The 23,252-nt window shown below is 46.7% G+C and carries 19 protein-coding genes; 3 read left to right on the top strand and 16 right to left on the bottom strand.

Going from position 1 to position 23,252, the window contains the following annotated elements:
* Positions 1 to 32: 32 nt before the first annotated feature.
* The 16 genes from dnaE to rpsB all read right to left on the bottom strand — a co-directional run bounded on the left by dnaE (position 33) and on the right by rpsB (position 18,555).
* Positions 33 to 3,506 (bottom strand): DNA polymerase III subunit alpha, encoded by a 3,474-nt coding sequence (gene dnaE / locus HGO26_RS02740; protein WP_168823174.1) that lies wholly within the window; start codon positions 3,504 to 3,506, stop codon positions 33 to 35.
* Between the two features lie 150 nt (positions 3,507 to 3,656).
* Positions 3,657 to 4,289 (bottom strand): ribonuclease HII, encoded by a 633-nt coding sequence (rnhB, locus tag HGO26_RS02745; RefSeq protein WP_168823176.1) that lies wholly within the window; start codon positions 4,287 to 4,289, stop codon positions 3,657 to 3,659.
* Positions 4,289 to 5,467: a lipid-A-disaccharide synthase gene (gene lpxB, locus HGO26_RS02750; RefSeq protein ID WP_168823178.1), complete on the bottom strand. Its 1,179-nt coding sequence runs from the start codon at positions 5,465 to 5,467 to the stop codon at positions 4,289 to 4,291. The genes rnhB and lpxB overlap by 1 nt, the downstream gene beginning before the upstream one ends.
* Positions 5,468 to 5,708: 241 nt before the next feature.
* Positions 5,709 to 6,479: an acyl-ACP--UDP-N-acetylglucosamine O-acyltransferase gene (lpxA, locus tag HGO26_RS02755; protein WP_028760598.1), complete on the bottom strand. Its 771-nt coding sequence runs from the start codon at positions 6,477 to 6,479 to the stop codon at positions 5,709 to 5,711.
* The gene (gene fabZ, locus HGO26_RS02760; protein WP_006080990.1) at positions 6,476 to 6,940 is read right to left on the bottom strand and encodes a 3-hydroxyacyl-ACP dehydratase FabZ; all 465 of its coding nucleotides are present in this window, start codon (positions 6,938 to 6,940) and stop codon (positions 6,476 to 6,478) included. The genes lpxA and fabZ overlap by 4 nt, the downstream gene beginning before the upstream one ends.
* 31 nt (positions 6,941 to 6,971) lie before the next feature.
* The gene (gene lpxD, locus HGO26_RS02765) at positions 6,972 to 7,997 is read right to left on the bottom strand and encodes a UDP-3-O-(3-hydroxymyristoyl)glucosamine N-acyltransferase (protein ID WP_105249717.1); all 1,026 of its coding nucleotides are present in this window, start codon (positions 7,995 to 7,997) and stop codon (positions 6,972 to 6,974) included.
* Positions 7,998 to 8,000: 3 nt separating this feature from the next.
* Positions 8,001 to 8,498 carry an OmpH/Skp family outer membrane protein gene (locus HGO26_RS02770; RefSeq protein ID WP_028760600.1) on the bottom strand — a complete coding sequence of 166 codons (498 nt, stop codon included), beginning with the start codon at positions 8,496 to 8,498 and terminating at the stop codon, positions 8,001 to 8,003.
* Positions 8,499 to 8,562: 64 nt separating this feature from the next.
* Positions 8,563 to 11,046 (bottom strand): outer membrane protein assembly factor BamA, encoded by a 2,484-nt coding sequence (bamA, locus tag HGO26_RS02775; RefSeq protein ID WP_168823180.1) that lies wholly within the window; start codon positions 11,044 to 11,046, stop codon positions 8,563 to 8,565.
* A 31-nt stretch (positions 11,047 to 11,077) separates the two neighbouring features.
* Positions 11,078 to 12,448 carry a sigma E protease regulator RseP gene (rseP, locus tag HGO26_RS02780; RefSeq protein ID WP_168823182.1) on the bottom strand — a complete coding sequence of 457 codons (1,371 nt, stop codon included), beginning with the start codon at positions 12,446 to 12,448 and terminating at the stop codon, positions 11,078 to 11,080.
* Between the two features lie 39 nt (positions 12,449 to 12,487).
* Entirely contained in the window at positions 12,488 to 13,678 is a 1,191-nt protein-coding gene (ispC, locus tag HGO26_RS02785) for a 1-deoxy-D-xylulose-5-phosphate reductoisomerase (protein WP_168823184.1), read from the bottom strand.
* Positions 13,679 to 13,682: 4 nt separating this feature from the next.
* Positions 13,683 to 14,540: a phosphatidate cytidylyltransferase gene (locus HGO26_RS02790; protein ID WP_131523803.1), complete on the bottom strand. Its 858-nt coding sequence runs from the start codon at positions 14,538 to 14,540 to the stop codon at positions 13,683 to 13,685.
* Positions 14,541 to 14,560: 20 nt separating this feature from the next.
* Entirely contained in the window at positions 14,561 to 15,388 is an 828-nt protein-coding gene (uppS, locus tag HGO26_RS02795) for an undecaprenyl pyrophosphate synthase (RefSeq protein WP_028760605.1), read from the bottom strand.
* A gap of 81 nt (positions 15,389 to 15,469) precedes the next feature.
* Positions 15,470 to 16,027: a ribosome recycling factor gene (gene frr / locus HGO26_RS02800; protein ID WP_012088724.1), complete on the bottom strand. Its 558-nt coding sequence runs from the start codon at positions 16,025 to 16,027 to the stop codon at positions 15,470 to 15,472.
* A gap of 21 nt (positions 16,028 to 16,048) precedes the next feature.
* The gene (gene pyrH / locus HGO26_RS02805) at positions 16,049 to 16,786 is read right to left on the bottom strand and encodes a UMP kinase (RefSeq protein ID WP_006080981.1); all 738 of its coding nucleotides are present in this window, start codon (positions 16,784 to 16,786) and stop codon (positions 16,049 to 16,051) included.
* 68 nt (positions 16,787 to 16,854) lie between these two features.
* Positions 16,855 to 17,706, bottom strand: coding sequence for a translation elongation factor Ts (tsf, locus tag HGO26_RS02810; RefSeq protein WP_028760606.1), 852 nt, complete (start codon positions 17,704 to 17,706; stop codon positions 16,855 to 16,857).
* Between the two features lie 120 nt (positions 17,707 to 17,826).
* On the bottom strand, positions 17,827 to 18,555 hold the full coding sequence (gene rpsB / locus HGO26_RS02815) for a 30S ribosomal protein S2 (protein WP_028760607.1): 729 nt from the start codon (positions 18,553 to 18,555) through the stop codon (positions 17,827 to 17,829).
* Between the two features lie 283 nt (positions 18,556 to 18,838).
* Here rpsB and map point away from each other — a divergent pair, with 283 nt between their 5' ends.
* From map to dapD, 3 genes are read left to right on the top strand one after another with little or no spacing between them, the layout of a single operon-like run.
* Positions 18,839 to 19,669: a type I methionyl aminopeptidase gene (map, locus tag HGO26_RS02820; RefSeq protein ID WP_226058787.1), complete on the top strand. Its 831-nt coding sequence runs from the start codon at positions 18,839 to 18,841 to the stop codon at positions 19,667 to 19,669.
* A gap of 33 nt (positions 19,670 to 19,702) precedes the next feature.
* A complete protein-coding gene (gene glnD / locus HGO26_RS02825; protein WP_168823186.1) occupies positions 19,703 to 22,288 on the top strand; it encodes a bifunctional uridylyltransferase/uridylyl-removing protein GlnD in 2,586 nt (861 codons plus the stop codon).
* 21 nt (positions 22,289 to 22,309) lie between these two features.
* Complete coding sequence (gene dapD, locus HGO26_RS02830) at positions 22,310 to 23,134, top strand: 2,3,4,5-tetrahydropyridine-2,6-dicarboxylate N-succinyltransferase (RefSeq protein ID WP_028760609.1); 825 nt, start codon at positions 22,310 to 22,312, stop codon at positions 23,132 to 23,134.
* Positions 23,135 to 23,252: the final 118 nt, after the last annotated feature.

A 23,252-nucleotide genomic window follows, 5' to 3' on the forward strand; every position in this document is an offset into this window, starting at 1 on the left:
TCATCTGTTTACACCTAAGACATTCACCAACATTAGAATAAAATTCGCACCTTGTTTGGCCCGAGCAGCGATTCGAGCGAGAGCATCAAGTCATCGGTCGGATTCACTCGCCAAGCATCGGCTAACCTAAACTGACCTTTGGCTTGAGCTTGAGTGTAATTGATCACCACAGGCACGGCGCCGTTACGCCACGGGCTTAGGGCTTGCTCGAAAGTGTCTAACGCCGATGGCGTTAACTCGCTGCCATCCATATCAATTTCCAGCGCCTTGGCAAAGTGGCTGCGCGCCTCACTGATATCTATGATGTTACGCGCCGTCATGCGGTTACCGCCGGCAAAATCATCGTAACTCACCTCACCTTCACAAATGAGGATGCGGTCTTTCTCCAGCAGATGATTAAATTTTTCAAAGGCTTCGGTAAACAACATGATTTCGAGACGTGCACTCTTATCGTCGAGCGTCAACAGGCCCATTTTCGAGCCGCGCTTGGTCAGCATCACTCGCGTTGCCACCACTAACCCAGCAGCCTTAGCGGTTTTACCGCGTTCGGTAGGATGCACATCTTTCAAACGACCGGACGTGTAATGCTTCAGCTCTTTTAAATATTGATTGATCGGATGACCGGTCAAATACAAGCCTAAGGTTTCGCGCTCGCCTTCGAGCCAAATTTTATCTGGCCATGGGGTACATTCGACAAACTGCTGCTTACTGTCTTCGGGTTCACTGTTGAGCAAACCAAACATATCGTGTTGGCCAATCGCCTCTGCTTTTGCATGTTGATCAGCAGCGCGAATCGCTTCGGGCAAGGTTGCCATCATAGACGCACGATGCGGCCCAAGAGTATCGAGTGCACCCGCGCAGATCAGCTTTTCAATCACGCGCTTGTTGAGTTTTTTCAAATCGATGCGGGCACAGAAATCGAATAAATCCACGAAGGGGCCATCTTTACGCGCCTCTAAAATTGATTCAACTGGACCTTCCCCCACACCTTTAATGGCACCAATGCCATAAACAATGCGCAAATCATCATCAACGGTGAATTTGAACAAGCCTTTGTTCACATCCGGAGGAATGAGCGGTAGCCCCATACGCTCGCATTCATCGACCAAAGTCACAATTTTATCTGTGTTGTCCATATCAGCCGACATTACCGCCGCCATAAACTGCGAAGGATAATGGGTTTTCAGCCATAAGGTCTGATAAGACACAAGCGCATAGGCGGCGGAGTGGGATTTGTTAAAACCGTAGCCGGCGAACTTTTCCACTAAGTCGAAGATCTTCATCGACAAGTCGCCGTCGACGCCGTTATTGATTGCGCCCTCTTTAAAGATACTGCGCTGCTTGGCCATCTCTTCGGGCTTTTTCTTACCCATAGCACGGCGCAACATGTCGGCGCCGCCAAGGGTGTAACCCGACAACACCTGTGCAATCTGCATCACTTGCTCTTGATACAGAATAATGCCGTAGGTCGGCGATAGCAGTTCTTTTAGGGATTCATGCTGGTACTGAGAATCGGGGTACGAGACTTCCTCGCGCCCATGCTTACGCTCGATGAAGTTATCTACCATGCCCGATTGCAAAGGCCCAGGGCGGAACAATGCCACCAGTGCGATCATGTCTTCGAAACAGTCGGGTTGCAGACGTTTAATCAAATCCTTCATACCGCGGGATTCCAACTGGAATACCGCTGTGGTTTCATATTTTTGCAACAAGCGGAAAGATGCAGCATCCGTTAACGGAATCGCTTCGATACGCACAGGTGGGCGACCGTTTTTGACCTCGACCTTGTTCACCATCTCCAGTGCCCAGTCGATGATTGTCAAAGTACGTAAACCCAAAAAGTCGAATTTAACTAAACCTGCGGTTTCGACGTCGTTTTTATCGAATTGTGTTACTGGGTTTTTACCTTCAGCGTCGCAATAGAGCGGCGCAAAATCGGTAATTTTAGTTGGTGCAATCACCACACCACCCGCGTGTTTACCCGCGTTACGCGTCACACCTTCGAGCTTGCGACACATGTCGATCAGATCTTTTACGTCTTCATCGGCATCATAGGATTCTTGCAGGGCTGGCTCGACCTCAAAAGCCTTCGCCAGCGTCATGCCTGGTTCTGGTGGAATGAGTTTAGAAATTCGGTCAACGAAGCCATAGGGATGACCCAGCACGCGACCCACGTCGCGAATAACCGCTTTTGCCGCCATAGTTCCGAAGGTGATGATTTGCGATACCGCTTCGCGGCCGTACAATTCGGCCACATGGTCGATCACTTCATCACGTCTATCCATGCAAAAGTCGACGTCAAAGTCGGGCATAGAAACCCGCTCTGGGTTGAGGAATCGCTCGAACAGTAAGTCAAATTCTAATGGGTCTAAGTCGGTAATCTTAAGCGCATAGGCCACGAGTGAACCCGCGCCCGAGCCCCGACCAGGCCCTACTGGAATACCGTTATCTTTACCCCATTGGATGAACTCCATTACGATCAAGAAGTAACCTGGGAACCCCATCTGGTTGATCACTTTAAGTTCAATGTCGAGGCGCTCATCGTATTCGCCGCGTTTCTCGGCGCGCACCTCAGGATCAGGGAACAAAAACTCGAGCCGCTCTTCAAGGCCCTTCTTCGAACAATCAACCAGAAAGTCTTCGATGGACATATCGCCCGTCGGGAAGTTGGGCAGGAAATATTCGTACAAACGGATCGTTACATTACAGCGTTTAGCGATTTCGACACTGTTCAACAACGCCGCAGGAATGTCGGCGAATAGTTCACACATTTCCTCTTCGCTACGCAAATACTGCTGTTCACTGTATTTTTTAGGTCGACGAGGATCGGCAAGGGTAAAGCCATCGTGAATTGCCACCCGAATTTCATGGGCATCAAAATCTTCGGGTTTAAGAAACACCACCTGATTAGTGGCCACAACAGGGATGCCCTTCTCCTGCGCTAAGGCCACAGCCATATGCAGATAACGCTCTTCATCGGGGCGACCTGTGCGGATAAGTTCGAGGAAATAACGGTCAGTGAAATGGGTCTGATAAAAGTCGCATAAAGATTCGACTTGTGTGCCATTGCCCTTGAGCAGTGCCTTACCCAGATCGCCTTCTTTGGCGCCCGATAACAGCAAAATGCCTTCGTTATAAGTGAGTAACCACTCTTGGTCTATCACTACACGGCCGGCCACTTGGCCACGCAAATAGGCTTGACTGATGATTTGGGTCAGATTCTGATAACCGACATTGTTCATCGCAATGATGGTTAAGGCGCACAATTCACCTTCAAATCCAGGCACTTGCATCCAAAAATCGGCACCAATAATCGGCTTGATCCCCGCACCATGGCAACCACTGTAAAACTTCACCAAACCACAAAAGTTATTTTGGTCAGTCAAGGCGACCGCGGCCATTCCCTGCGCTTCCACCTGCGCCAAAATAGGCTTGACCTTGGCCACGCCATCGGTCATAGAGAAGTCACTGTGGACACGAAGATGCACAAAACGAGGATCGGACATAATTAGGATTATCTTTGAATAGCAGGTTAACAATAACTAGAAAGCAGACTAACAAAGTCACGCAGCCAGAGCCAGTGACTTTGCTGGATAACGGGAACTTATACCCAAACAACCTGAAACTCGTATCTTCAGGTGGCTTGGGAGCACAACTTACAGTCCCAGTAATGCCTTGACGGGTTTAAAACTTTTACGATATTGGTCAAATACCCCATGTTCGGCGATGGCCTCAAAATGCGCCTTAGTCGGATAGCCCTTATGCTTAGCAAAACCGTATTGCGGATAAGCAGCATCGAGCACATCCATCTCACGATCCCGCGTCACTTTGGCGATAATCGATGCGGCACTAATACTGGCAATTAAACCATCACCTTTAATGATGCTGTGACTGGTAAGCGAGACGCCATTATGGGCAACAAATGCCGGACTGCGATTGCCATCGACTAACACCAACGCAGGTGCAATCTTAAGCCCTGCAACCGCGCGCTGCATTGCCAACATAGTGGCATGCAAGATATTAAGCGTATCGATTTCAGCAGGACTTGCGCGGCCCACGTGATAACACAGGGCTTTTTCACAAATCTCATCAAACAAAGCTTCGCGGCGCTTCTCACTGAGTTTCTTGGAATCATTCAGACCACTGATGGGCTTGTTTGGATCTAAAATCACAGCCGCAGTCACTACATCACCGACTAATGGCCCACGGCCGACTTCATCCACACCAGCAATTAATCCCGTCGAAAAGGCCAGCAAATCGGCGTCGGTTAAACTTTTAAAAGTTGCCACTAGTTAGCCTCCAGTGATTTAGCATGACTTGGTTTAGGCTCAACCAGTGCCATTACCGCTTCAGCGGCTTTTAAGCTCGCATCACGGCGTAACACTTGGTGCAGGGCATCAAACTCAGCTTTGAGCGGCGTAAAATCTCGATTTAACTCGACTGTGACCGCCGCAGCTATTTTCTCTGGCGTGCAATCTTCTTGAATGAGCTCAGGGACGAGATCTTTTCCAGCCAGTAGATTCGGTAACGAGAAACGCTCGACCTGCATCATGCGCTTAGCAATCCAATAGGTCATAGGGCTAACACGATAAGCCACCACCATTGGACGCTTAACCAACATGGCTTCTAACGTCGCGGTGCCTGATGCTAATAAAATGCCATCGGCAGCCGCCATGACTTCGCGCGACTGACCTTCGACCATATGAATTTCGAGATCCGGTGCAAAATCCTTCAGCGCTTGCTCAAATTGCTCACGGCGTTTTTGATTGACCAGCGGCGTCACAAAACGTATATCAGGGAAGTTCTGTTTAATCAGTAAAGCCGCCTTCACGAAAGGCTCGGCCAATTGCTTTAACTCGCCACCACGAGATCCCGGTAGAATCGCTAAATATTCTGCATCGGCATCGAGTTCAAGTAACTGGCGCGCCGCCGCTTTATCGCTTCGCAACGGAATATCATCCGCTAAGGTATGACCTACAAAGGTACAAGGTACTTGATGCTTGTCATAAAAAGCTTTCTCAAATGGCAATAGCGACAACACCATATGGGTCGCCTTCGCGATTTTGAATATACGTTTTGGGCGCCATGCCCACACGGATGGGCTCACATAATGGACGGTTTTAATACCGCGCGCTTTGAGTTTAAGCTCGAGGCCTATATTAAAATCCGGTGCATCTATGCCAATAAAACAATCGGGCTTAAGCGCGGTGATCTCTCTAATCAAGGATGACCGCACTTTTAATAAGCGAGGTAGACGGGATAACACTTCAACGATTCCCATCACTGCGAGTTCTTCCATCGCAAATAGGGATTTGAAGCCTAGGGCTTCCATGCGGGGTCCACCGATACCGACAAAGCGCGCATCGGGATGGGTCTTTTGCAGCGCAGCCATTAAACCTGCACCTAAAATATCGCCCGAGAGTTCTCCGGCAACCATGGCAAACACTAATGGAGTTTTATTGCTCATAAACCAATCACGTCTCATGAATTAATGGCATTGGATGAAGAGGTAAACCGCACCTAAAATGCATCGTTCCAAGCCTACACTTATGTTAAGTTAATGATTCAATTAATGACTAAGCTCATTTATGGTCGAATGCATTGATGAATAAACGCATTTTTAACGGCTACGTCTACCACAAAAAAGGCTTAAACCAATAATACAAAAGGGCATATAAATGCCCTTTTGTTGTCATGTGGTCATCAAGTTAGCGAATAATGCCGCGACTCGATGACTTTACAAACTCAAGCAGTAATTTGACTTGCTCATCGTTCTGCGCATCTTCAGCTAATGCTTCAATCGCTTCTTCTACCGTTAAACTGCTACGGTATAAGGTTTTATAAGCACGACGCACGGCTAACTGGCTTTCTTTAGAAAAACCGCGACGCTTCATACCCTCGCTATTTAAGCCGCGAGGCACTGTCGGTTGACCCGCTGCCATCACAAAGGGAGGCACATCCTGCAGTACTAAAGAACAACCAGCAGTAAATGCATGGGCACCAATATGCACAAACTGATGCACACCTGTCATACCGCCTAAAATCGCCCAGTCACCGACGTGCACGTGACCTGCAATAGATGCGTTATTCGCCATGATGACATTGTCGCCGACCACACAGTCATGGGCGATATGCACATAGTTCATAAACAGGTTATTCGACCCAATACGGGTTTCACTGTTATCTTGAACTGTACCACGGTGAATGGTCACATTTTCACGGATCACATTATTGTCACCAATGATCAGTCGTGTCGGCTCGCCAGCGTACTTTTTGTCTTGGCATTCTTCACCAACGGAGGCGAATTGAAAAATACGATTCCCTTTGCCGATAATCGTTGGGCCTTTGACCACCACATGGGAACTCAACCAACAATCATCACCAATTTCGACGCCCGCACCGATATAGGTCCAAGGGCCAATAGTGACGTTATTGCCAATTTTTGCATCGGGATGCACAAACGCTAATGTATCTATCACTGACTAATCTCTCTGCGGGCACACATGATTTCAGCGGAACAAACCACTTCACCATCCACTTTGGCCTCACCGTAGAAAACGCCAATCCCGCGGCGCTCTTTAATCATTTTGACATCAAAATGAATTTGATCTCCTGGCTCAACCACACGTCTAAAACGCGCATTATCGATACCAGCAAAGTAATACAACACACCTGGTGGTGGTACATCACTACTCATCGTTTTAAAGGCTAACAGGCCAGTTGCCTGTGCCATCGCTTCTAAAATAAGCACACCTGGCATCACAGGTTGTATCGGGAAATGTCCCTGAAAAAATGGCTCATTTATTGAAACGTTTTTGATCGCCTGCAGACTAACACCAGGAGTGTAATCAAGCACACGATCGATCAATAGGAATGGATATCTATGGGGTAGATATTTAAGTATTTCTTTAATATCCATAGTGTTCATTTGATTAGACACGAACCGAGTTCCTCAAATTGCCTTGGGGCAATTAATCTGGTGTTTTTAAATTTTTTTCCAACGTTTTAACACGCTGGAACAGTTCATCTAACTGACGGAAACGAACTGTATTTTTACGCCAAAGTTTATTGTCCATTGCCACGGTGGCAGAAGAGTATAAACCGGGCTCACGCATATTAGTGGTGATATTGGTAGCACCAGACACATGCACACCATCGGCAATGCTCAAATGACCTGCGATGGCACAACTACCGCCAATAATACAATATTTACCAATAGTGACACTGCCTGCGACAGTAGTGCTGCCTGCAATAGCAGTATTTTCGCCGATAATATCGTTATGGGCAATTTGCACTTGGTTATCAATAATCACACCGTCGTGGATCTCTGTATGGCCTAATGCCCCACGATCTACCGTTGAATTAGCACCAATCTCAACCCGATCACCAATACGCACGCCACCTGTCTGCGGAATTTTAATCCACTGACCACGTTCGTTAGCATAACCAAAACCATCTGAGCCTAATACGGCACCCGAATGGATAATACAATCCTGTCCTAAATGCACATCGTGATAGACGGTGACATTAGCCCACAAACGTGTTTTTGAGCCAATAACCACATCTTGTCCCAGCACAACACCGGCACCAATCTGCACATTTTCACCTAAAATGACGTTCGCACCAATCACAGCATTCGCGCCAATAGCGACACCTTCCCCTAAATGGGCTGAAGGATCAATTTGTGCCGAAGGATGGATACCCACCGCCGCTTTGGGTGTAGTGTCCAAATACTGAGCAACACGAGCAAAACCGACATATGGATCTTTTACAATTAACGCAGTACCTTGATAATCCTGCGCATCTTTAGCTGACAATAACACCGCACTCGCTTGAGTTGCCTCAAGCTGAGAGCGGTATTTACTGTTGGCTAAAAAAGAGATCTGACCCGCCTTGGCATTTTCTAAGGTCGCCACACTATTAATAATTAGCGTTTCGTCGCCTTGGATATCACCGTCTAATAACAGGCATAGCTCTTTTAAAGTCACACTATTCATCTATTACTTGCCTTTGCTTAAGGCTTCAACCACTTTGCCACTGATGTCAGCGTTAGGCTTAACATAAATGACAGCACCACGTTGTAATACCAAATCATATTGGTCTTTTTCAGCGATAGTGTTGATGGCTTTTTGCACTTTAACTAACAGTTTATTTTGCTCTTCACCTTGGCGACGACGTAGGTCTTCATCCAATGCTTTGCCTTTTAACTGATATTCAGATTTTAGCGATTCCATTTTACGAACCAGCTCAGTTTTTTGTGCATCGTTCATTAATGCACCATCACGTTGCTGCTTCTCCATCAGAGAACGCATTTCTTCTTGCATTTTTTGGACATCAGCTACGCGATCACCAAACTCTTTCTTCAGAGATTGGGAGATCTGTTCACGTTGTGGGAGCTGTTCAAACACAGCGCCCATATCCACTACGGCAATTTTCTCAGCATGTGCCACTAACGGCGCGCCTAACAAAACTAACGTCATCAGCGCGCAATTTACCATCTTGTTCAAAATAAACTCCTTGTTACCTTGTTATTGTCAGCAAAACTTGCCGAGTGTATGCCTTTTAAAAAGTTTTGCCAATATTGAAAGAGAAGATCTCCGTTTGGTCACCTTCATATTCTTTAAGCGGCCACGCCAAGCTGAACACCATAGGTCCCATAGGTGATAACCATTGCACACTCAAGCCCCAAGAGGCGCGCAGGCGAGCTGGATCACTATAGTCTTGTAACTTAGCAAACTCTTCCGCAGGCAAACTATTTCGATAAAAATCATAATCAAACTCAGTATCCCAGACGTTACCCGCATCGACGAAGAAGCTAGTACGAACTGAGTTAGTGTAAGCCTCATCCAAGAATGGGGTTGGTACAATCAACTCCATACTTGCCGTTGCAAGGGCATTACCACCGATAGAGCGGCCAGAACTGACTTGAATGCTATCTGGATCCGGTTGAGGGAAGTTACAACCATCACCCGATGGGTCGAAGCAAGGTTCGCTACCACTATACATATAGAAGGAGCGAGGACCGACCGAGTTTGACTTAAAGCCACGTAGCGAGCTACTACCACCTGAGTAATAGTTTTCCCAGAAAGGCAAAATTTGGTCATTATCATTAAATTGACCATAACCGTTACCATAACCTAATCGACCACGGGCCAAGAGCACAACGCTCTGACTGCGGTTAACAGGGAAATAGTAGTTAGTATCAAAGTCTGTCTTAAAATACTGTAAATCAGACCCTGGCGAAGTCATTTTGCCGTTCAGACGCTGGGACGAGCCATCTGTTGGGAAAGTGCCACGGTTCAAGGTACTACGATACCAGCCTAGGCTGAGTTCGAAGTTATCAAAACTTAAGTCGGCATTCGGATCATCATCACGATAGATGTTATAGAAACGACGTGCCTGCTCATAGGCAGAAATTTCAGAAATCGTGTTGTGACGATAGCCAATACCACCATTGATACGGTTGTATTCGTTAATCGGGAAACCCGAGTTAAGCGCCACACCGTAAGAACTGTTTTTATAACGTTCTAAGTTAGCTTCATTGGCGTCAAACTCACTCCAATAAACGCTCCCGCCTAAACTCACACCGTCTTTTGTCCAGTACGGATCGGTATAGGATAAGTTAACGTTTTTAGAGTACTTGTTGGTGCTCAAGCTAATACCTGCTTGATTACCTGTACCTAAGAAGTTATTTTGCTGCACACCAAACTGCAAGCTCAGGCCTGATTCAGTACCATAACCGACACCCGCGTTGAATGAGCCCGACGGCTGCTCTTTCACTTTAACCGCAACATCGACTAAATCATCGGTACCTGGCACTTGAATAGTTTCAGTGTCAACGGTTTCGAAGAAGCCCAAACGGTTAAGACGCGCTTTAGATTGCTCCACTTGCGCTGAGTTTAACCAAGCCCCTTCCATCTGACGCAGCTCACGGCGCATCACTTCATCTTTAGTCACTGTGTTACCAGTGAAGTTAATCGCCCGTACGTAAACACGTTTACCCGGTTTAACATTGATGTTTAAGGTGACTTCTTTAGTCTTATCATCAATTTCAGGGTAGGTTTTCACTTCAGGGTAAGCATAACCGAAGCGGCCTAAATACTTGCTGTACATTTCTTCGGTGAAAGTCACATCACCGCCGTTGTACATATCACCCGCTTTGATTGGCAGAATTGATTTCATCAACTCTTCACGGCCCATCAAATCACCCGTCAGGTTTACTTCTTTAACTTTATACTTCTCACCTTCATCTACGTTGATGGTGATATATAAACCTTTACGGTCAGGCGTCATGGCCACTTGAGTCGAGGTGACTTCGAAGCGGATATAACCTTTATTGTGATAATAGGTTTTGATGGTCTCGAGATCGGCCTGCAGCTTTTGCTTCTGATAACGGCGTTCGCCGAACAGATCCCACCAAGCCACATAATCTTTAAGTTCCAGCATGCCAATCAACTCAGCATCGGTGAACTCATGATTACCGACCACGTTAATTTGGCGGATTTCGGCCGCTAAACCTTCGGTAAACTTAAATTTCAGCTCAACCCGATTACGGGGTAAGTTAATCACTTGGGCTTCCACTTTCGCGCCGTATTTACCCACGCCGTAGTAGAAATCCTGCAGACCCTTTTCAATACCGGTCAACATAGTGCGATCGAGCGACTCACCGACTTTAACGCCAGAACCGTCCAGACTTTCCTGTAACTGTTCGTCTTTAATGTCTTTGTTGCCATCGAATGTCACGGCACTGATGGTGGGACGTTCAGTGACTTTCACCACTAATACGCCGCCATCTCGGCTCACGGAGACATTTTCAAAGTTAGTCGATGCATACAAGCTTTTAATCGCTTGCTGGATTCTTAACTGGTCAACAGTGTCACCTACTTTTACTGGTAAGCTTAACAAGGCAGCACCGAGTGCAACTCGTTGCAAACCTTCAACTTGGATGTCGGTCACTTCAAACGGTTGGAAAGTATCTGCCAACACAGTCCCTGAAAACGACGCACCGACGAATAACATCGAGGCAAAAAGTTTATTCAATCTCATAGAGCACTTCTAATTATTAGTCTGTCCTTGCTCAGAGTCGGGCAAAATCATTGAAAAGCGCAACGCTCATCAACATCAGCAGTATTGCTGCCCCAAATCTGAATCCTATTTCCTGCACCTTTTCAGGTACAGGTTTACCAGTTATTACTTCAATAAAGTAATACAGCAGGTGTCCCCCATCGAGCACAGGTAAAGGCAGCAAGTTAATGATGCCTAAATTGACGCTGATGAGCGCGAGGAACCCGAGAAAATAGACCAAGCCATAGTTTGCACTACTGCCCGCACCCTGTGCGATCGAAATGGGTCCACTCAGGTTTTTCACCGACACATCGCCGGTAAATAATTTGCCAATCATCTTAAAGCTCACAGCAACAAGTTGCCATGTTTTATCCGCTGCGATGCCGAAAGAATCGATTGGTCCATATTCAAGTTGTAAACGCATATTGTCTGGCCATTGTGCTTGGGTTGGGCTCACCCCGAGCATACCTATCTCTTGGCCATCGGCATTTTTACTGCTTAAGGGTGTCACTGCCACATTAAACTGTTCGCCATTGCGACGCACAGTTAAACTCACAGGCACATTGGCAGAATGTTGAATAATGTCAACAAAAGCCTGCCAATCGGTATAATTTTTACCATTTATTGCGACTAAGGTGTCACCGACTTTTAGCTCACTATTCGCAGCGGCACTGTCAGGACTAATCGCAGCAATGGTGGGGACGATTTCTGGACGATAAATCCCTAACCCTAATGCCGTAATCGGGGATTCTTTTTCAGGATCAAAACGCCAATTACGCGTATCTAAGGTGTAAGACCGCGCACTAGAATCCAAACCTTGCAAACCATTCAATGGCATCAGCGATACACTCAGACTTTCATCACCTATGTGGCCGACTAAAGCTAAATTCACTTCTTCCCAGTTACGCACAGCCTGACCGGAAATGGCCGTTATTTGCATTGGCTCTGTGATTTGAATTTGCGCAGCAGCAGTCCCGGGTGTCGTCGAGGTGATCACAGGCTTAAGTGATGGCACACCAATCAGATACATAAAATACAGGGCAACGATGGCAAAAATAAAGTTAGCAATTGGACCTGCGGCCACAATCGCAATACGTTGCCATACGGTTTTACGATTGAACGCTTGATCTTTTAATTCATCGGGAACGTCTTCAACACGCTCATCGAGCATTTTGACATAGCCGCCAAGGGGGATCATGGCTAACACATATTCAGTGCCGTCTTTACCAACACGGCGCCAAATAGCCTTACCAAAACCAATGGAGAAACGTTCGACTTTCACGCCACAACGTCGCGCGATATAGAAATGGCCGTATTCGTGGGCAGTAATTAACAGACCCAGTGCAACGATGAAAGAACCTAAGTTCCATAAAAAATCTAACATCCCACTCCTTACGTTATAAATTTAATCACTCAGCTATTGCTAAGCGATGCTTGCTAATGTCTCACGCGCATAGACGCGGGTTTGCGCATCTAAGGCTAAAATATCTTCTATGCAGCCCATAGGACGTTTAGGCACAGTGACTAAACAAGCCTCATTCACTTTTGCAATTTGCGTAAAACCAATTTGCCCCTGCAAGAATGCTTCAACAGCTACCTCATTGGCAGCATTTAGTACGGTTGTTGCCTCTTGGCCTTGGGCACACGCTTCCATAGCCAAAGCCAAACAGGGGAAACGTTCAAAATCAGGTTCATAAAAGCTTAACTGTCCGACTTTGAAAAAATCTAAAGGTTCAACGCCCGAATGAATTCTTTGCGGATAAGCCATGCAATGGGCAATCGGTGTGCGCATATCTGGGTTACCCATTTGGGCGATAACCGAACCATCACGGTACTGCACCATAGAGTGGATCACGCTTTGCGGATGAATAACCACTTTAAGTTGCTCAGCCTGAGTATTAAACAACCACCGCGCCTCAATGAACTCTAAACCCTTATTCATCATAGTGGCGGAGTCAACAGAGATTTTAGGTCCCATGGACCAATTAGGGTGTTTACAGGCTTGGGCAGGCGTCATGGCCGCAAGTGTCGCAAGATCCGACCGCAGAAAAGGTCCGCCAGAACCGGTTAACAAAATATGGGATATACCCGACGCAGCTAAATCGCAACGGCCGAGGTTAGCCTGTACTTCTAGGGGTAAACATTGAAAGATAGCATTATGCTCACTGTCCACGGGCAAGAGCACAGCACCAGAGCGCTTAGTCGCCTCAATAAACAACTCACCCGACATGACTAAAGCTTCTTTATTGGCCAGTAATACTCGCTTTCCCGCCTTCACGGCTTCAAGGGTTGGTACTAGCCCTGCCGCGCCGACAATCGCTGCCATTACAGTATCCACTTCGGCAGCCGTCACTAAACCGAGTAAATCGTTTATGCCAGTAGTGACTTGGATATTGAGCGCAGCGGGTAAAACGGCGCGTAACTGTTTCGCAGCCTCTTCATCCACCATATGTGCGACTTTCGGTTTATGGGCTACACACAAAGCCAGCATCTTATCAACGCTCGCATTGGCCACCAATCCATAGATGCTATAAGCCAATGGATTAGCCGAAATCACGCTTAAGGTACTAGCACCAATTGAACCGGTAGCACCCAAAATCACCATATTTTGCATAGCGTTACATCCAGAATGCAATGTAGATCAGGGTAAACACCGGCAAGGCTGCAGTCAGGCTGTCGATGCGGTCGAGCACGCCGCCGTGACCGGGCAAAATAGTGCCAGAATCTTTAATACAGGCCGCACGCTTAAACATACTCTCAGATAAATCGCCCAGCGCTGACACTAAAGCAACAAATAAGGTCACTGCCACAACTAAACCCAGTTCTTGCTCTGGTGAATAATACATAACACCTGCAACCACGAGCATAGTCGTCACTAAACCACCAAGTAGGCCTTCCAAGGTTTTAGCAGGGCTCACTGCAGGCATCAGTTTCGTTTTACCTATCGCTTTACCGACGAAGTAAGCCCCAGAATCAGCGGCCCACACAATCAACATCACTAACAGTACTAATACTGGGCCGTAATAGGGTGAAGTTTGTGAGCTAATGGATTTGAGTGCGATAAGAGCAACAAAGCAAGGCACTAAGGTTAACTGTCCAAACATGGACTTAAACATAGGATTCTTTTGCCAGAACTTAGCGCTTTTAGGATAAGTTACCACTAATAATAGTGATGCTAACCACCAGAATGCACCAATATAGAGAATGGCCAAATAGATAGGATGTAACTGATGGCTTAACCAAACTGCATCGATTGGCACAATAAGATTAATTGCCACCAATAGGATGCCGACTGTGAAGGTAAAGCTCCACTGAGTGACATCACACTGATTATCGATAATTCTTCCCCATTCCTTTGCTGCAATAAGGAAGACGGCAACTAAGGCCCAGGCGAAGTAGCTGGCAGGGAGCAAAAATATCGCCCCTAAAACTAATGGAACTAACCAAGTTGCTGTTATTATTCGTTGTTTTAGCAAAAAAAATCCCTCATGAGGTTTTACAATGCACGCATCTCATCAATCTGACTTCCAGTCAGACCAAAACGGCGCTGGCGACTTGCAAAAATGGCTATCGCTTCATGAAAAGCCTGTTCATCGAAATCAGGCCAAAGGGTGTCGGTAAACACCAATTCTGCATAGGCCGCCTGCCACAGCACAAAATTGCTGATGCGACAGTCCCCGCCCGTGCGGATCATTAAATCAACTTCACTCTGATTTTGCATGCACAAATGTGCACTTAAGGCTTCTTCGGTGAACTGACTGCTGGTCATTTCGCCAGTTTCGACCTTTTCCGCTAATTTTTGTGCTGCTTGAAGTATGTCCCAACGGCCACCATAGTTAGCCGCAACATTCAGAACCAAGCCAGTATTGCGAGATGTCTTCTCTTGGGCAGCAGCAATTTGCTTCTGTAATCGCGCCGAAAAGCGGCTGATATCGCCAATAATGTTGAGCTTAACCTGATTCTTATCCAGCAATTTAATTTCGCGCTGTAATACGGTAAAAAACAACTCCATCAGCAAGCTGACTTCTTTATCGGGTCTACGCCAATTCTCGCTAGAAAATGCGAATAAGGTTAGCGATTCAATGCCTAATTGGCTTGCCGTGCTTACGGCTCTTCTAACGGCCTTAACACCAGCCTTATGTCCCATCACTCGTGGTTTACCTTGGGTTTGTGCCCAACGCCCATTGCCATCCATGATAATAGCAACATGCTTAGGTAACGACTGTTTCACGAGTTCGGGTAATTGTCCCGGCAAGGTCGTTTGAGTGTATAAATCACTCTCACTCGTCCTAGGGTGCGGATCAAGTTCCACTGTGGATGACATCTAATACAGCCCTTTAAAATAGACAAACGCCGTGTAGTATACCCCTACACGGCGCATCAACTCTAGCTTATCGAACTGAGATTAGACTTCCATCAACTCAATTTCTTTGGCCGCTAAAATCTCATCGACCTTTTTAATGTGAGCATCGGTGAACTTTTGCACTTCTTCTTCACTGCGACGCACATCATCTTCAGTACAAGCTTTAGCTTTTTCAAGCTTTTTCACTTCAGAAATCGCATCACGACGCACGTTACGGATAGCAATACGACCGTTTTCAGCTTCGTTACGCACCACTTTGATGAAGTCTTTACGACGTTCTTCAGTCAGCGCGGGTAATGGAATACGTAATGTCGCGCCAGCTGACATAGGGTTCAGACCTAAATCAGAGCTCATAATAGCCTTTTCAACGGCTTGGATAGCACTACGGTCAAACACAGTCACAGACAGAGTGCGTGAATCTTCAACGCCCACGTTAGCCACTTGGTTTAGTGGCGTCATAGTGCCGTAGTAAGAGACTTGAATGGAATCCAGCAGGCTTGGGTGGGCACGACCGGTACGCACTTTTGCCATTTGGTTTTTAGTCGCGTCAACGCATTTACCCATACGCTCTTGCGCATCTTTCTTAATGTTCTCAATCACGTTAAATGTCCTTCTTGGTCATTAAATAACTTTTTTCGCTCTGATCAGTGTGCCTTCTTCTTCACCCATGATAACGCGGCGTAGAGCGCCAGGCTTGTTCATGTTGAAGACTAAAATAGGCATGTCGTGATCACGCGCCATAGTAAAGGCGGCTAAGTCCATTACTTTTAATTCTTTTTCCAGAATTTCCGCATAAGTCACTTCATCATACTTAACGGCGTCTGGGTTCTTCATTGGATCTTCGGAGTATACACCGTCGACTTTAGTGCCTTTCAATACGACTTCAGCTTCGATTTCAATGCCGCGTAAACAGGCCGCAGAATCGGTCGTGCAGAAAGGATTACCTGTACCGGCAGCAAAAATAACCACTCGGCCAGATTTTAGCAAGCTGATCGCTTCAGCCCAATTGTAATCATCACACACACCCTTTAACGGGATAGCTGACATCAGACGAGCATTAACATAGGCACGGTGCAGGGCGTCTCGCATTGCCAAGCCGTTCATAACCGTTGCCAGCATACCCATGTGATCGCCCACCACACGGTTCATGCCGGCTTTTGCTAGGCCTTCACCGCGAAACAGATTACCACCACCAATAACCACACCCACCTGAATACCCAGCTCAACCAGCTCTTTCACTTCCTGAGCCATGCGATCTAATACTTTGGGATCGATGCCGAAGCCTTCGTCGCCCATCAGTGCTTCGCCACTTAATTTAAGAAGAATGCGTCTAAATGCGGGTTTTGGATTGGTGCTCATAATTTTTATCCTGGTCATAACAAGACCGCAGCTATTGCCGCGGTCTTGGGGGTATTTAGCGTTGGCGATTAAGCCTTTTTAGAAGCAGCGATTTGAGCAGCAACTTCAGCCGCGAAATCTTCTTCTTTCTTCTCAATACCTTCACCCACTTCTAAACGAATGAAGTTAGTGACTTTAGCGCCTTTCTCTTTCAGAATTTCGCCAACAGTTTTCTTTGGTTCCATGATGTAAGCTTGACCAGTCAGAGAAATCTCACCGGTAAACTTCTTCATACGACCTAGAACCATCTTCTCAGCGATCTCTGCCGATTTGCCTTCGTTCATTGACATTTCGATTTGCAGAGCTTGTTCTCTTGCAACGATTTCTGCAGGAACATCTTCTGGGTTCACGTATTCAGGCTTAGAAGCAGCAACGTGCATTGCGATGTGCTTTAAGGTTTCTTCGTCAGCTTCACCGGCAACAACAACGCCAATGCGCTCACCGTGACGGTATGAAGATAGGTTTGCACCATCGATGTACTCAACACGACGAATGTTGATGTTTTCACCGATTTTAGTTACCAATGCAACGCGTGCATCTTCGAACTGTGCTTTTAAATCTTCAAGAGTCACTTTAGATGCAGCAGCGGCATCTAATACTGCGTTCGCGAATGCTAAGAAGTTTGAATCTTTAGCAACGAAGTCAGTTTGACAGTTAACTTCTAATAGCGCAGCGAAACCTTCGCCATTCTTGATCAGAATTGTACCGTCAGCAGCGATGTTACCCGCTTTTTTAGCCGCTTTAGCAGCGCCAGACTTACGCATGTTGTCAATTGCTAACTCCATGTCGCCGTTAGCTTCTGTCAGAGCGTTTTTACAATCCATCATGCCTGCGCCAGTACGGTCGCGCAGTTCTTTAACTTGGGCAGCAGTAATTGCCATTGTTAAATCCTCTATAAAAAATCGACTAATTTGCAGATATAAAACAGGGGCCGAATGGCCCCTGTTAACCAATCAAAAATCTTGGTTAATAAGGGTGATGATAATCATCCCGCCTTATTATTATTCGGCTTCTACGAAACCGTCTTGCTCAGCTTGAACAGCCAAATCTTGACCACGGCCAGCTTTTGCAGCAGCAGCAACAGAAGAAGTGTACAGGCGGATAGCACGCATAGCGTCGTCGTTACCAGGAACGATGTAGTTAACACCATCTGGCGCAGAGTTAGTATCAACAACTGCAACAACAGGGATACCCAGGTTGTTAGCTTCTTTAATAGCGATATGCTCATGGTCAGCACCAATGACGAATAATACGTCTGGCAGGCCGCCCATGTTTTTAATACCACCTAAAGATTTTTCCAGCTTTTCAAGCTCACGAGTACGCATCAGCGCTTCTTTCTTGGTCAGCTTGTCGAAAGTACCGTCTACTGATTGGCTTTCCAGTTCTTTCAGACGTTTGATTGACTGACGAACGGTTTTCCAGTTAGTCAGCATACCGCCTAACCAGCGGTGATCAACATAGTACTGGTCACAAGATAGAGCAGCTTCTTTGATCGCTTCGCCAGCAGCACGTTTAGTACCAACGAATAATACTTTACCTTTCTTTGAAGCTACGTTGCTGATGAAAGCTAGCGCTTCATTGAACATTGGCACAGTATGCTCAAGGTTGATGATGTGAACACCGTTGCGAGCACCGAAAATGAATGGCTTCATTTTTGGGTTCCAGTAACGGGTTTGGTGACCGAAGTGGACACCGGCCTGAAGCATATCGCGCATTGAAACTGTAGTCATTTCTATTACCTTAAAATTTAGGGGGTTAGACCTCCACGTATCCCATGCCTTCGACCCCTTATATAACAACTGAGGGCACCCCGAAGAATGTGTCGACACGTGTGTGATTTAGTATTTAGACAAATAGCCATGTATAATGGCCGCCATCTTTAGTCTTGCAAGTATCAAAGCAGCGTAAAAGCTGGCTTAGACAATTCATCAAGACTTAAACATAACGGCGCGCTTTATACCATAAATAGCCCTAAAGCACAAATTTTTGCATTAGGTTGCGTGGCCAACAGACATTAAAGACACAAGAGAAAACGCAATGAGTATAGTCATCAAGACCGCTGAAGAAATTGAAAAAATGCGTGCTGCGGGCAAACTAGCCGCACAGGTATTAGAAATGATCGCGCCGCATGTTAAACCTGGCGTGACCACCAATGAGCTCAATGACCTCTGCGCCAAATATACCGAAGAGCAAGGTGCGATTTCGGCGCCGCTTAACTACCATGGTTTTCCCAAATCCATTTGTACTTCTGTAAACCATGTGATTTGCCACGGCATTCCAAACGACAACCCACCATTGAAAGAAGGCGATATCCTCAATATCGACATCACAGTGATTAAAGACGGTTATCACGGCGATACCTCGATGATGTTTTTAATCGGTGAGGTGAGCGCGAAGGACAAACGTCTGTGCCGCATCGCGCAAGAAAGCCTGTATTTAGCTATTCGTAAGGTTCGTCCAGGTTTAAAACTGGGTGAAATTGGCAATACTATCGAAAAATTCATCAAAGCAAGTAAAACAGGCCTTGAGAAATATTCCATCGTGCAAGATTATTGTGGCCACGGTATTGGATCGGGTTTCCATGAAGAGCCTCAGGTCATGCACTACCGTAACGGCGATAACACAGTATTACGCCCAGGCATGTGTTTCACCATTGAACCTATGATCAATGCTGGTCGCCACACGACCATACTCGATCGCGATGATAAGTGGACGGTAACGACCTCCGATGGTAAAAATTCAGCCCAGTGGGAACATACCTTACTGGTGACTGAAAAAGGGGTTGAAGTACTTACCCTGCGTGAGGATGAGGATTTCCCACGAATAATCAATCACGAGCGATAGGCCACACTAACAAGCATAAAAACAAGGGACTCGATGAATATAGCTCTGCTCGCTAAACAATCATTAATCGAACAGAATCAGATTCTTTTGGCCAGTTTTAAGGCTAAAACCCCGATTGAAGAGCTCGTCACGCAGCGCTGTCAATTTGTCGATGCCCTTGTTAAGCAAGCTTGGGAACAGCACGGTCTAAGGGAATATGATATTGCCCTGATTGCCGTGGGCGGCTATGGCCGTGGGGAGCTGCATCCCCACTCAGATGTCGATTTACTGTTCCTGTTTAATGATATTTTGTCACCCGCCGCCGAAGCGGCACTCAGTCAGTTTATTGCCTTTCTGTGGGATGCCAATCTGGAAATCGGCCACAGTGTCCGTACGTTAAACGACACGATTATCCTCGGCCGTGAAGACATCACCATAGCCACCAATCTGTTAGAGGCACGATTGCTCGAAGGGCCCGAATTTTTATTCGATCAACTTTATGATGCGATTCGTCAGAGTGACTTTTGGACTTCAAGCGATTTTTTTATCGCAAAACGGGATGAGCAAAATGCTCGCCATGCCAGAGCCAGTGCCTTCGATTTAGAACCCAATATCAAGAGTTGTCCCGGTGGTCTTAGGGATATTCAAACCATTGCTTGGGTAGCCATGCGTCACTTTGGTGCCGCTCGCCTCGAAGAATTAGTCCAATACGACTTTTTAGAGCCTGGTGAACTAGAAGAGCTGCTCGAATGTCAGCACTTTTTGTGGAAGCTACGCTTTGCCCTGCACATGGTGGTCGGTCGCGATGAAAACCGCTTACTGTTTGATGTGCAGCGCCAAGTTGCCGAGCTTATGGGTTATGAAGACGCCACCCAGCTTGCCGTTGAGCAGATGATGAAACGCTACTATCGCACGGTGCGCCGAGTGATGGAGCTGAACGAAATGCTGTTGCAGCTCTTTAAGCGCGCAACACTGGGCCACACAAAAGCCTTAGAAATTCAATCGATTGATAAACACTACCAGCGCCGCGGCACTTTTATCGAAGCGCTCAGTGATGATCTGTTCGATAGCGGCGAAGAAATTGTGCGGCTATTTTTGTTGGTCGCTAAAAACTCCAACATCAAAGGCATTTACGCGCCAACACTGCGTTCACTGCGCCGTGCAAGACGCGCCCAGCCGCAAGCCTTGCAAGAAAACCCGCTTTGTCGCCAAGCCTTTATGGAAATTCTGCGCCACCCTCGCGGCATTGTTGCTTTGTCTTTAATGCATAAACACGGTGTGTTATCGGCCTATTTACCCGCATGGCGAAATATTGAAGGCCAGATGCAGTTTGACCTGTTCCACGCCTATACGGTCGATGAACACACCCACAGATTACTGCTCAATATCGAGCGTTTTTCCCAAGCAGAACAAAAGGAAGAATTTCCCTTAGGCTCGATTCTGATCAACCAACTGCCTAAAAAAGGTTTACTGGTATTAGGCGCTATCTTCCACGATATCGCCAAAGGCCGCGGTGGCGATCACAGTAAACTGGGCTCAAGCGATGCCCTCGCCTTTTGTAAGCTGCACGGGTTAAACGATCACGATGGCCGTCTAGTCGCTTGGCTGGTTGAAAATCATCTGGTGATGTCTGTCACCGCCCAGCGCCGTGATATTTCCGATCCCGATGTGGTGGCCGACTTTGCCAATAAAGTCCGCGATGCCGTGCATTTAAGCTATCTGTACTGCTTAACCGTCGCCGATATCTGCGCCACCAACGAAAAAACCTGGAACAACTGGAAAGGCTCACTGCTACGCGACTTGTACTTTTCGACCCAAAGAGTGCTCGCCCGCGGTAAAGAAAAACCCGTCGATATTCGTGCCAGAGTACGTGAATACCAAGCTAAGGCGAAAAAAGAGCTGCTGCGCCGCGGATTGAAAGAGAAAGATCTCGATGCCCTGTGGCAACGTTTTAAGGCAGATTACTTTTTACGCCACCAGCCCAATCAAGTCGCGTGGCACGCCGAAGCAATTTTAAAGCACAAACAACAGGATGAGCCTTTAGTCTTAGTGTCAAAACACACCACCCGTGGTGGTACTGAGCTATTTGTCTATTGCCAAGACAGACCTAAATTGTTCGCAACTGTGATGGCGGTACTCGACAATAAAAATATCAACGTCCATGATGCCAACATCATGACGTCAAAAGATAATTATGCCCTCGATACCTTTGTGATCTTAGAGCAGGATGGTGAGCCCGTTAGCCAGCTTTCACGCATCCAAAGTATCCGTAAAGCGCTTGAGAAAGCCCTGTCGAGCGACAGTCCAAAACTGCCGCGCTTTAGAAAACTATCGCGCAAGATGAAACCTTTTAATGTGCCGACACAAGTGAGTTTCCTCGAAAGCAGTCGTCATGGTACAAGTATGATGGAGCTTATCGCCTTAGATTCGCCAGGATTACTGGCAAAAGTTGGGGATATCTTTTACCGTTGCAACACAACATTACTTGCGGCCAAAATCACCACCATTGGTGAACGAGCCGAAGACTTTTTTATGCTGCAGACCAATGACGGATTGCAACTTAACGAAACCCAAGAGAATACCCTCAGGGACGCTTTAATCAGTGCCCTGAGTGCAAAGAATATCGAATCAGTTAATTAACGAGACCAGTGGGAGAAGTAAATGGAGGCTTTACGCCAACGTATTGAGGCGGCTTTTGAAGCGCGCGCCGACATCACACCAAGCACAGTTGACGCAGGTGTGCGCAGCGATGTGCAAAATGTCATCAATATGCTCGATAAAGGTGAAGTCCGTGTCGCCGAGAAAATCGACGGACAATGGCATGTGCACCAATGGCTGAAAAAGGCGGTATTACTGTCCTTCCGTATTTTCGATAACGTGGTTATCGATGGCGCCGAAACCAAATACTTCGACAAAGTGCCGTTAAAATTTGCCGAATATGATGAAGCCCGCTTTAAGGCGGAAGCCATTCGTGTAGTGCCTTCGGCAACAGTACGTAAAGGCTCATTTATCGGTAAAAATACCGTGTTGATGCCATCCTATGTGAACTTAGGCGCCTATGTTGATGAAGGCACTATGGTTGACACTTGGGCAACGGTTGGCTCATGTGCACAAATCGGTAAAAACGTGCATTTATCTGGCGGAGTGGGCATTGGTGGCGTACTTGAGCCATTGCAAGCGGGCCCAACTATCATCGAAGATAACTGCTTTATCGGTGCGCGTTCTGAGATTGTTGAAGGCGTTGTGGTTGAAGAAGGCTCAGTGATTTCTATGGGCGTGTATATCGGCCAAAGTACTCGAATTTATGATCGCGAAACCGGCGAAGTGCATTACGGTCGTGTGCCAGCAGGCTCTGTGGTTGTTTCTGGCAACTTACCATCAGCCTGTGGCAAGTACAGCCTCTATGCCGCTATTATCGTTAAGAAAGTCGATGCAAAAACCCGCAGTAAAGTGGGTATCAACGAATTACTGCGTATTGTTGATTAACAGTCACAGCATTTGTTCGATAACATGAGTTCCATAAAAAAGATGCCTAAGGGCATCTTTTTTATTGTCGGTAAAATTTAGCCTACGGTTGCGCTGTCATTATCAGGCTTAAAAATAA

The sequence above is a fragment of the Shewanella oncorhynchi genome, from assembly GCF_012584455.1.
GTDB classification, from domain to species: domain Bacteria; phylum Pseudomonadota; class Gammaproteobacteria; order Enterobacterales; family Shewanellaceae; genus Shewanella; species Shewanella oncorhynchi.

Coding starts and splice junctions, on each gene's coding strand:
- tsf (WP_028760606.1), bottom strand. CDS start 17,706: ATGGCAATTACTGCTGCCCAAGTTAAAGAACTGCGCGACCGTACTGGC.
- bamA (WP_168823180.1), bottom strand. CDS start 11,046: ATGAGATTGAATAAACTTTTTGCCTCGATGTTATTCGTCGGTGCGTCG.
- rpsB (WP_028760607.1), bottom strand. CDS start 18,555: ATGACTACAGTTTCAATGCGCGATATGCTTCAGGCCGGTGTCCACTTC.
- lpxB (WP_168823178.1), bottom strand. CDS start 5,467: ATGAGCAATAAAACTCCATTAGTGTTTGCCATGGTTGCCGGAGAACTC.
- HGO26_RS02770 (WP_028760600.1), bottom strand. CDS start 8,498: ATGGTAAATTGCGCGCTGATGACGTTAGTTTTGTTAGGCGCGCCGTTA.
- dapD (WP_028760609.1), top strand. CDS start 22,310: ATGGAGGCTTTACGCCAACGTATTGAGGCGGCTTTTGAAGCGCGCGCC.
- uppS (WP_028760605.1), bottom strand. CDS start 15,388: ATGTCATCCACAGTGGAACTTGATCCGCACCCTAGGACGAGTGAGAGT.
- glnD (WP_168823186.1), top strand. CDS start 19,703: ATGAATATAGCTCTGCTCGCTAAACAATCATTAATCGAACAGAATCAG.
- pyrH (WP_006080981.1), bottom strand. CDS start 16,786: ATGAGCACCAATCCAAAACCCGCATTTAGACGCATTCTTCTTAAATTA.
- rseP (WP_168823182.1), bottom strand. CDS start 12,448: ATGTTAGATTTTTTATGGAACTTAGGTTCTTTCATCGTTGCACTGGGT.
- ispC (WP_168823184.1), bottom strand. CDS start 13,678: ATGCAAAATATGGTGATTTTGGGTGCTACCGGTTCAATTGGTGCTAGT.
- lpxD (WP_105249717.1), bottom strand. CDS start 7,997: ATGAATAGTGTGACTTTAAAAGAGCTATGCCTGTTATTAGACGGTGAT.
- dnaE (WP_168823174.1), bottom strand. CDS start 3,506: ATGTCCGATCCTCGTTTTGTGCATCTTCGTGTCCACAGTGACTTCTCT.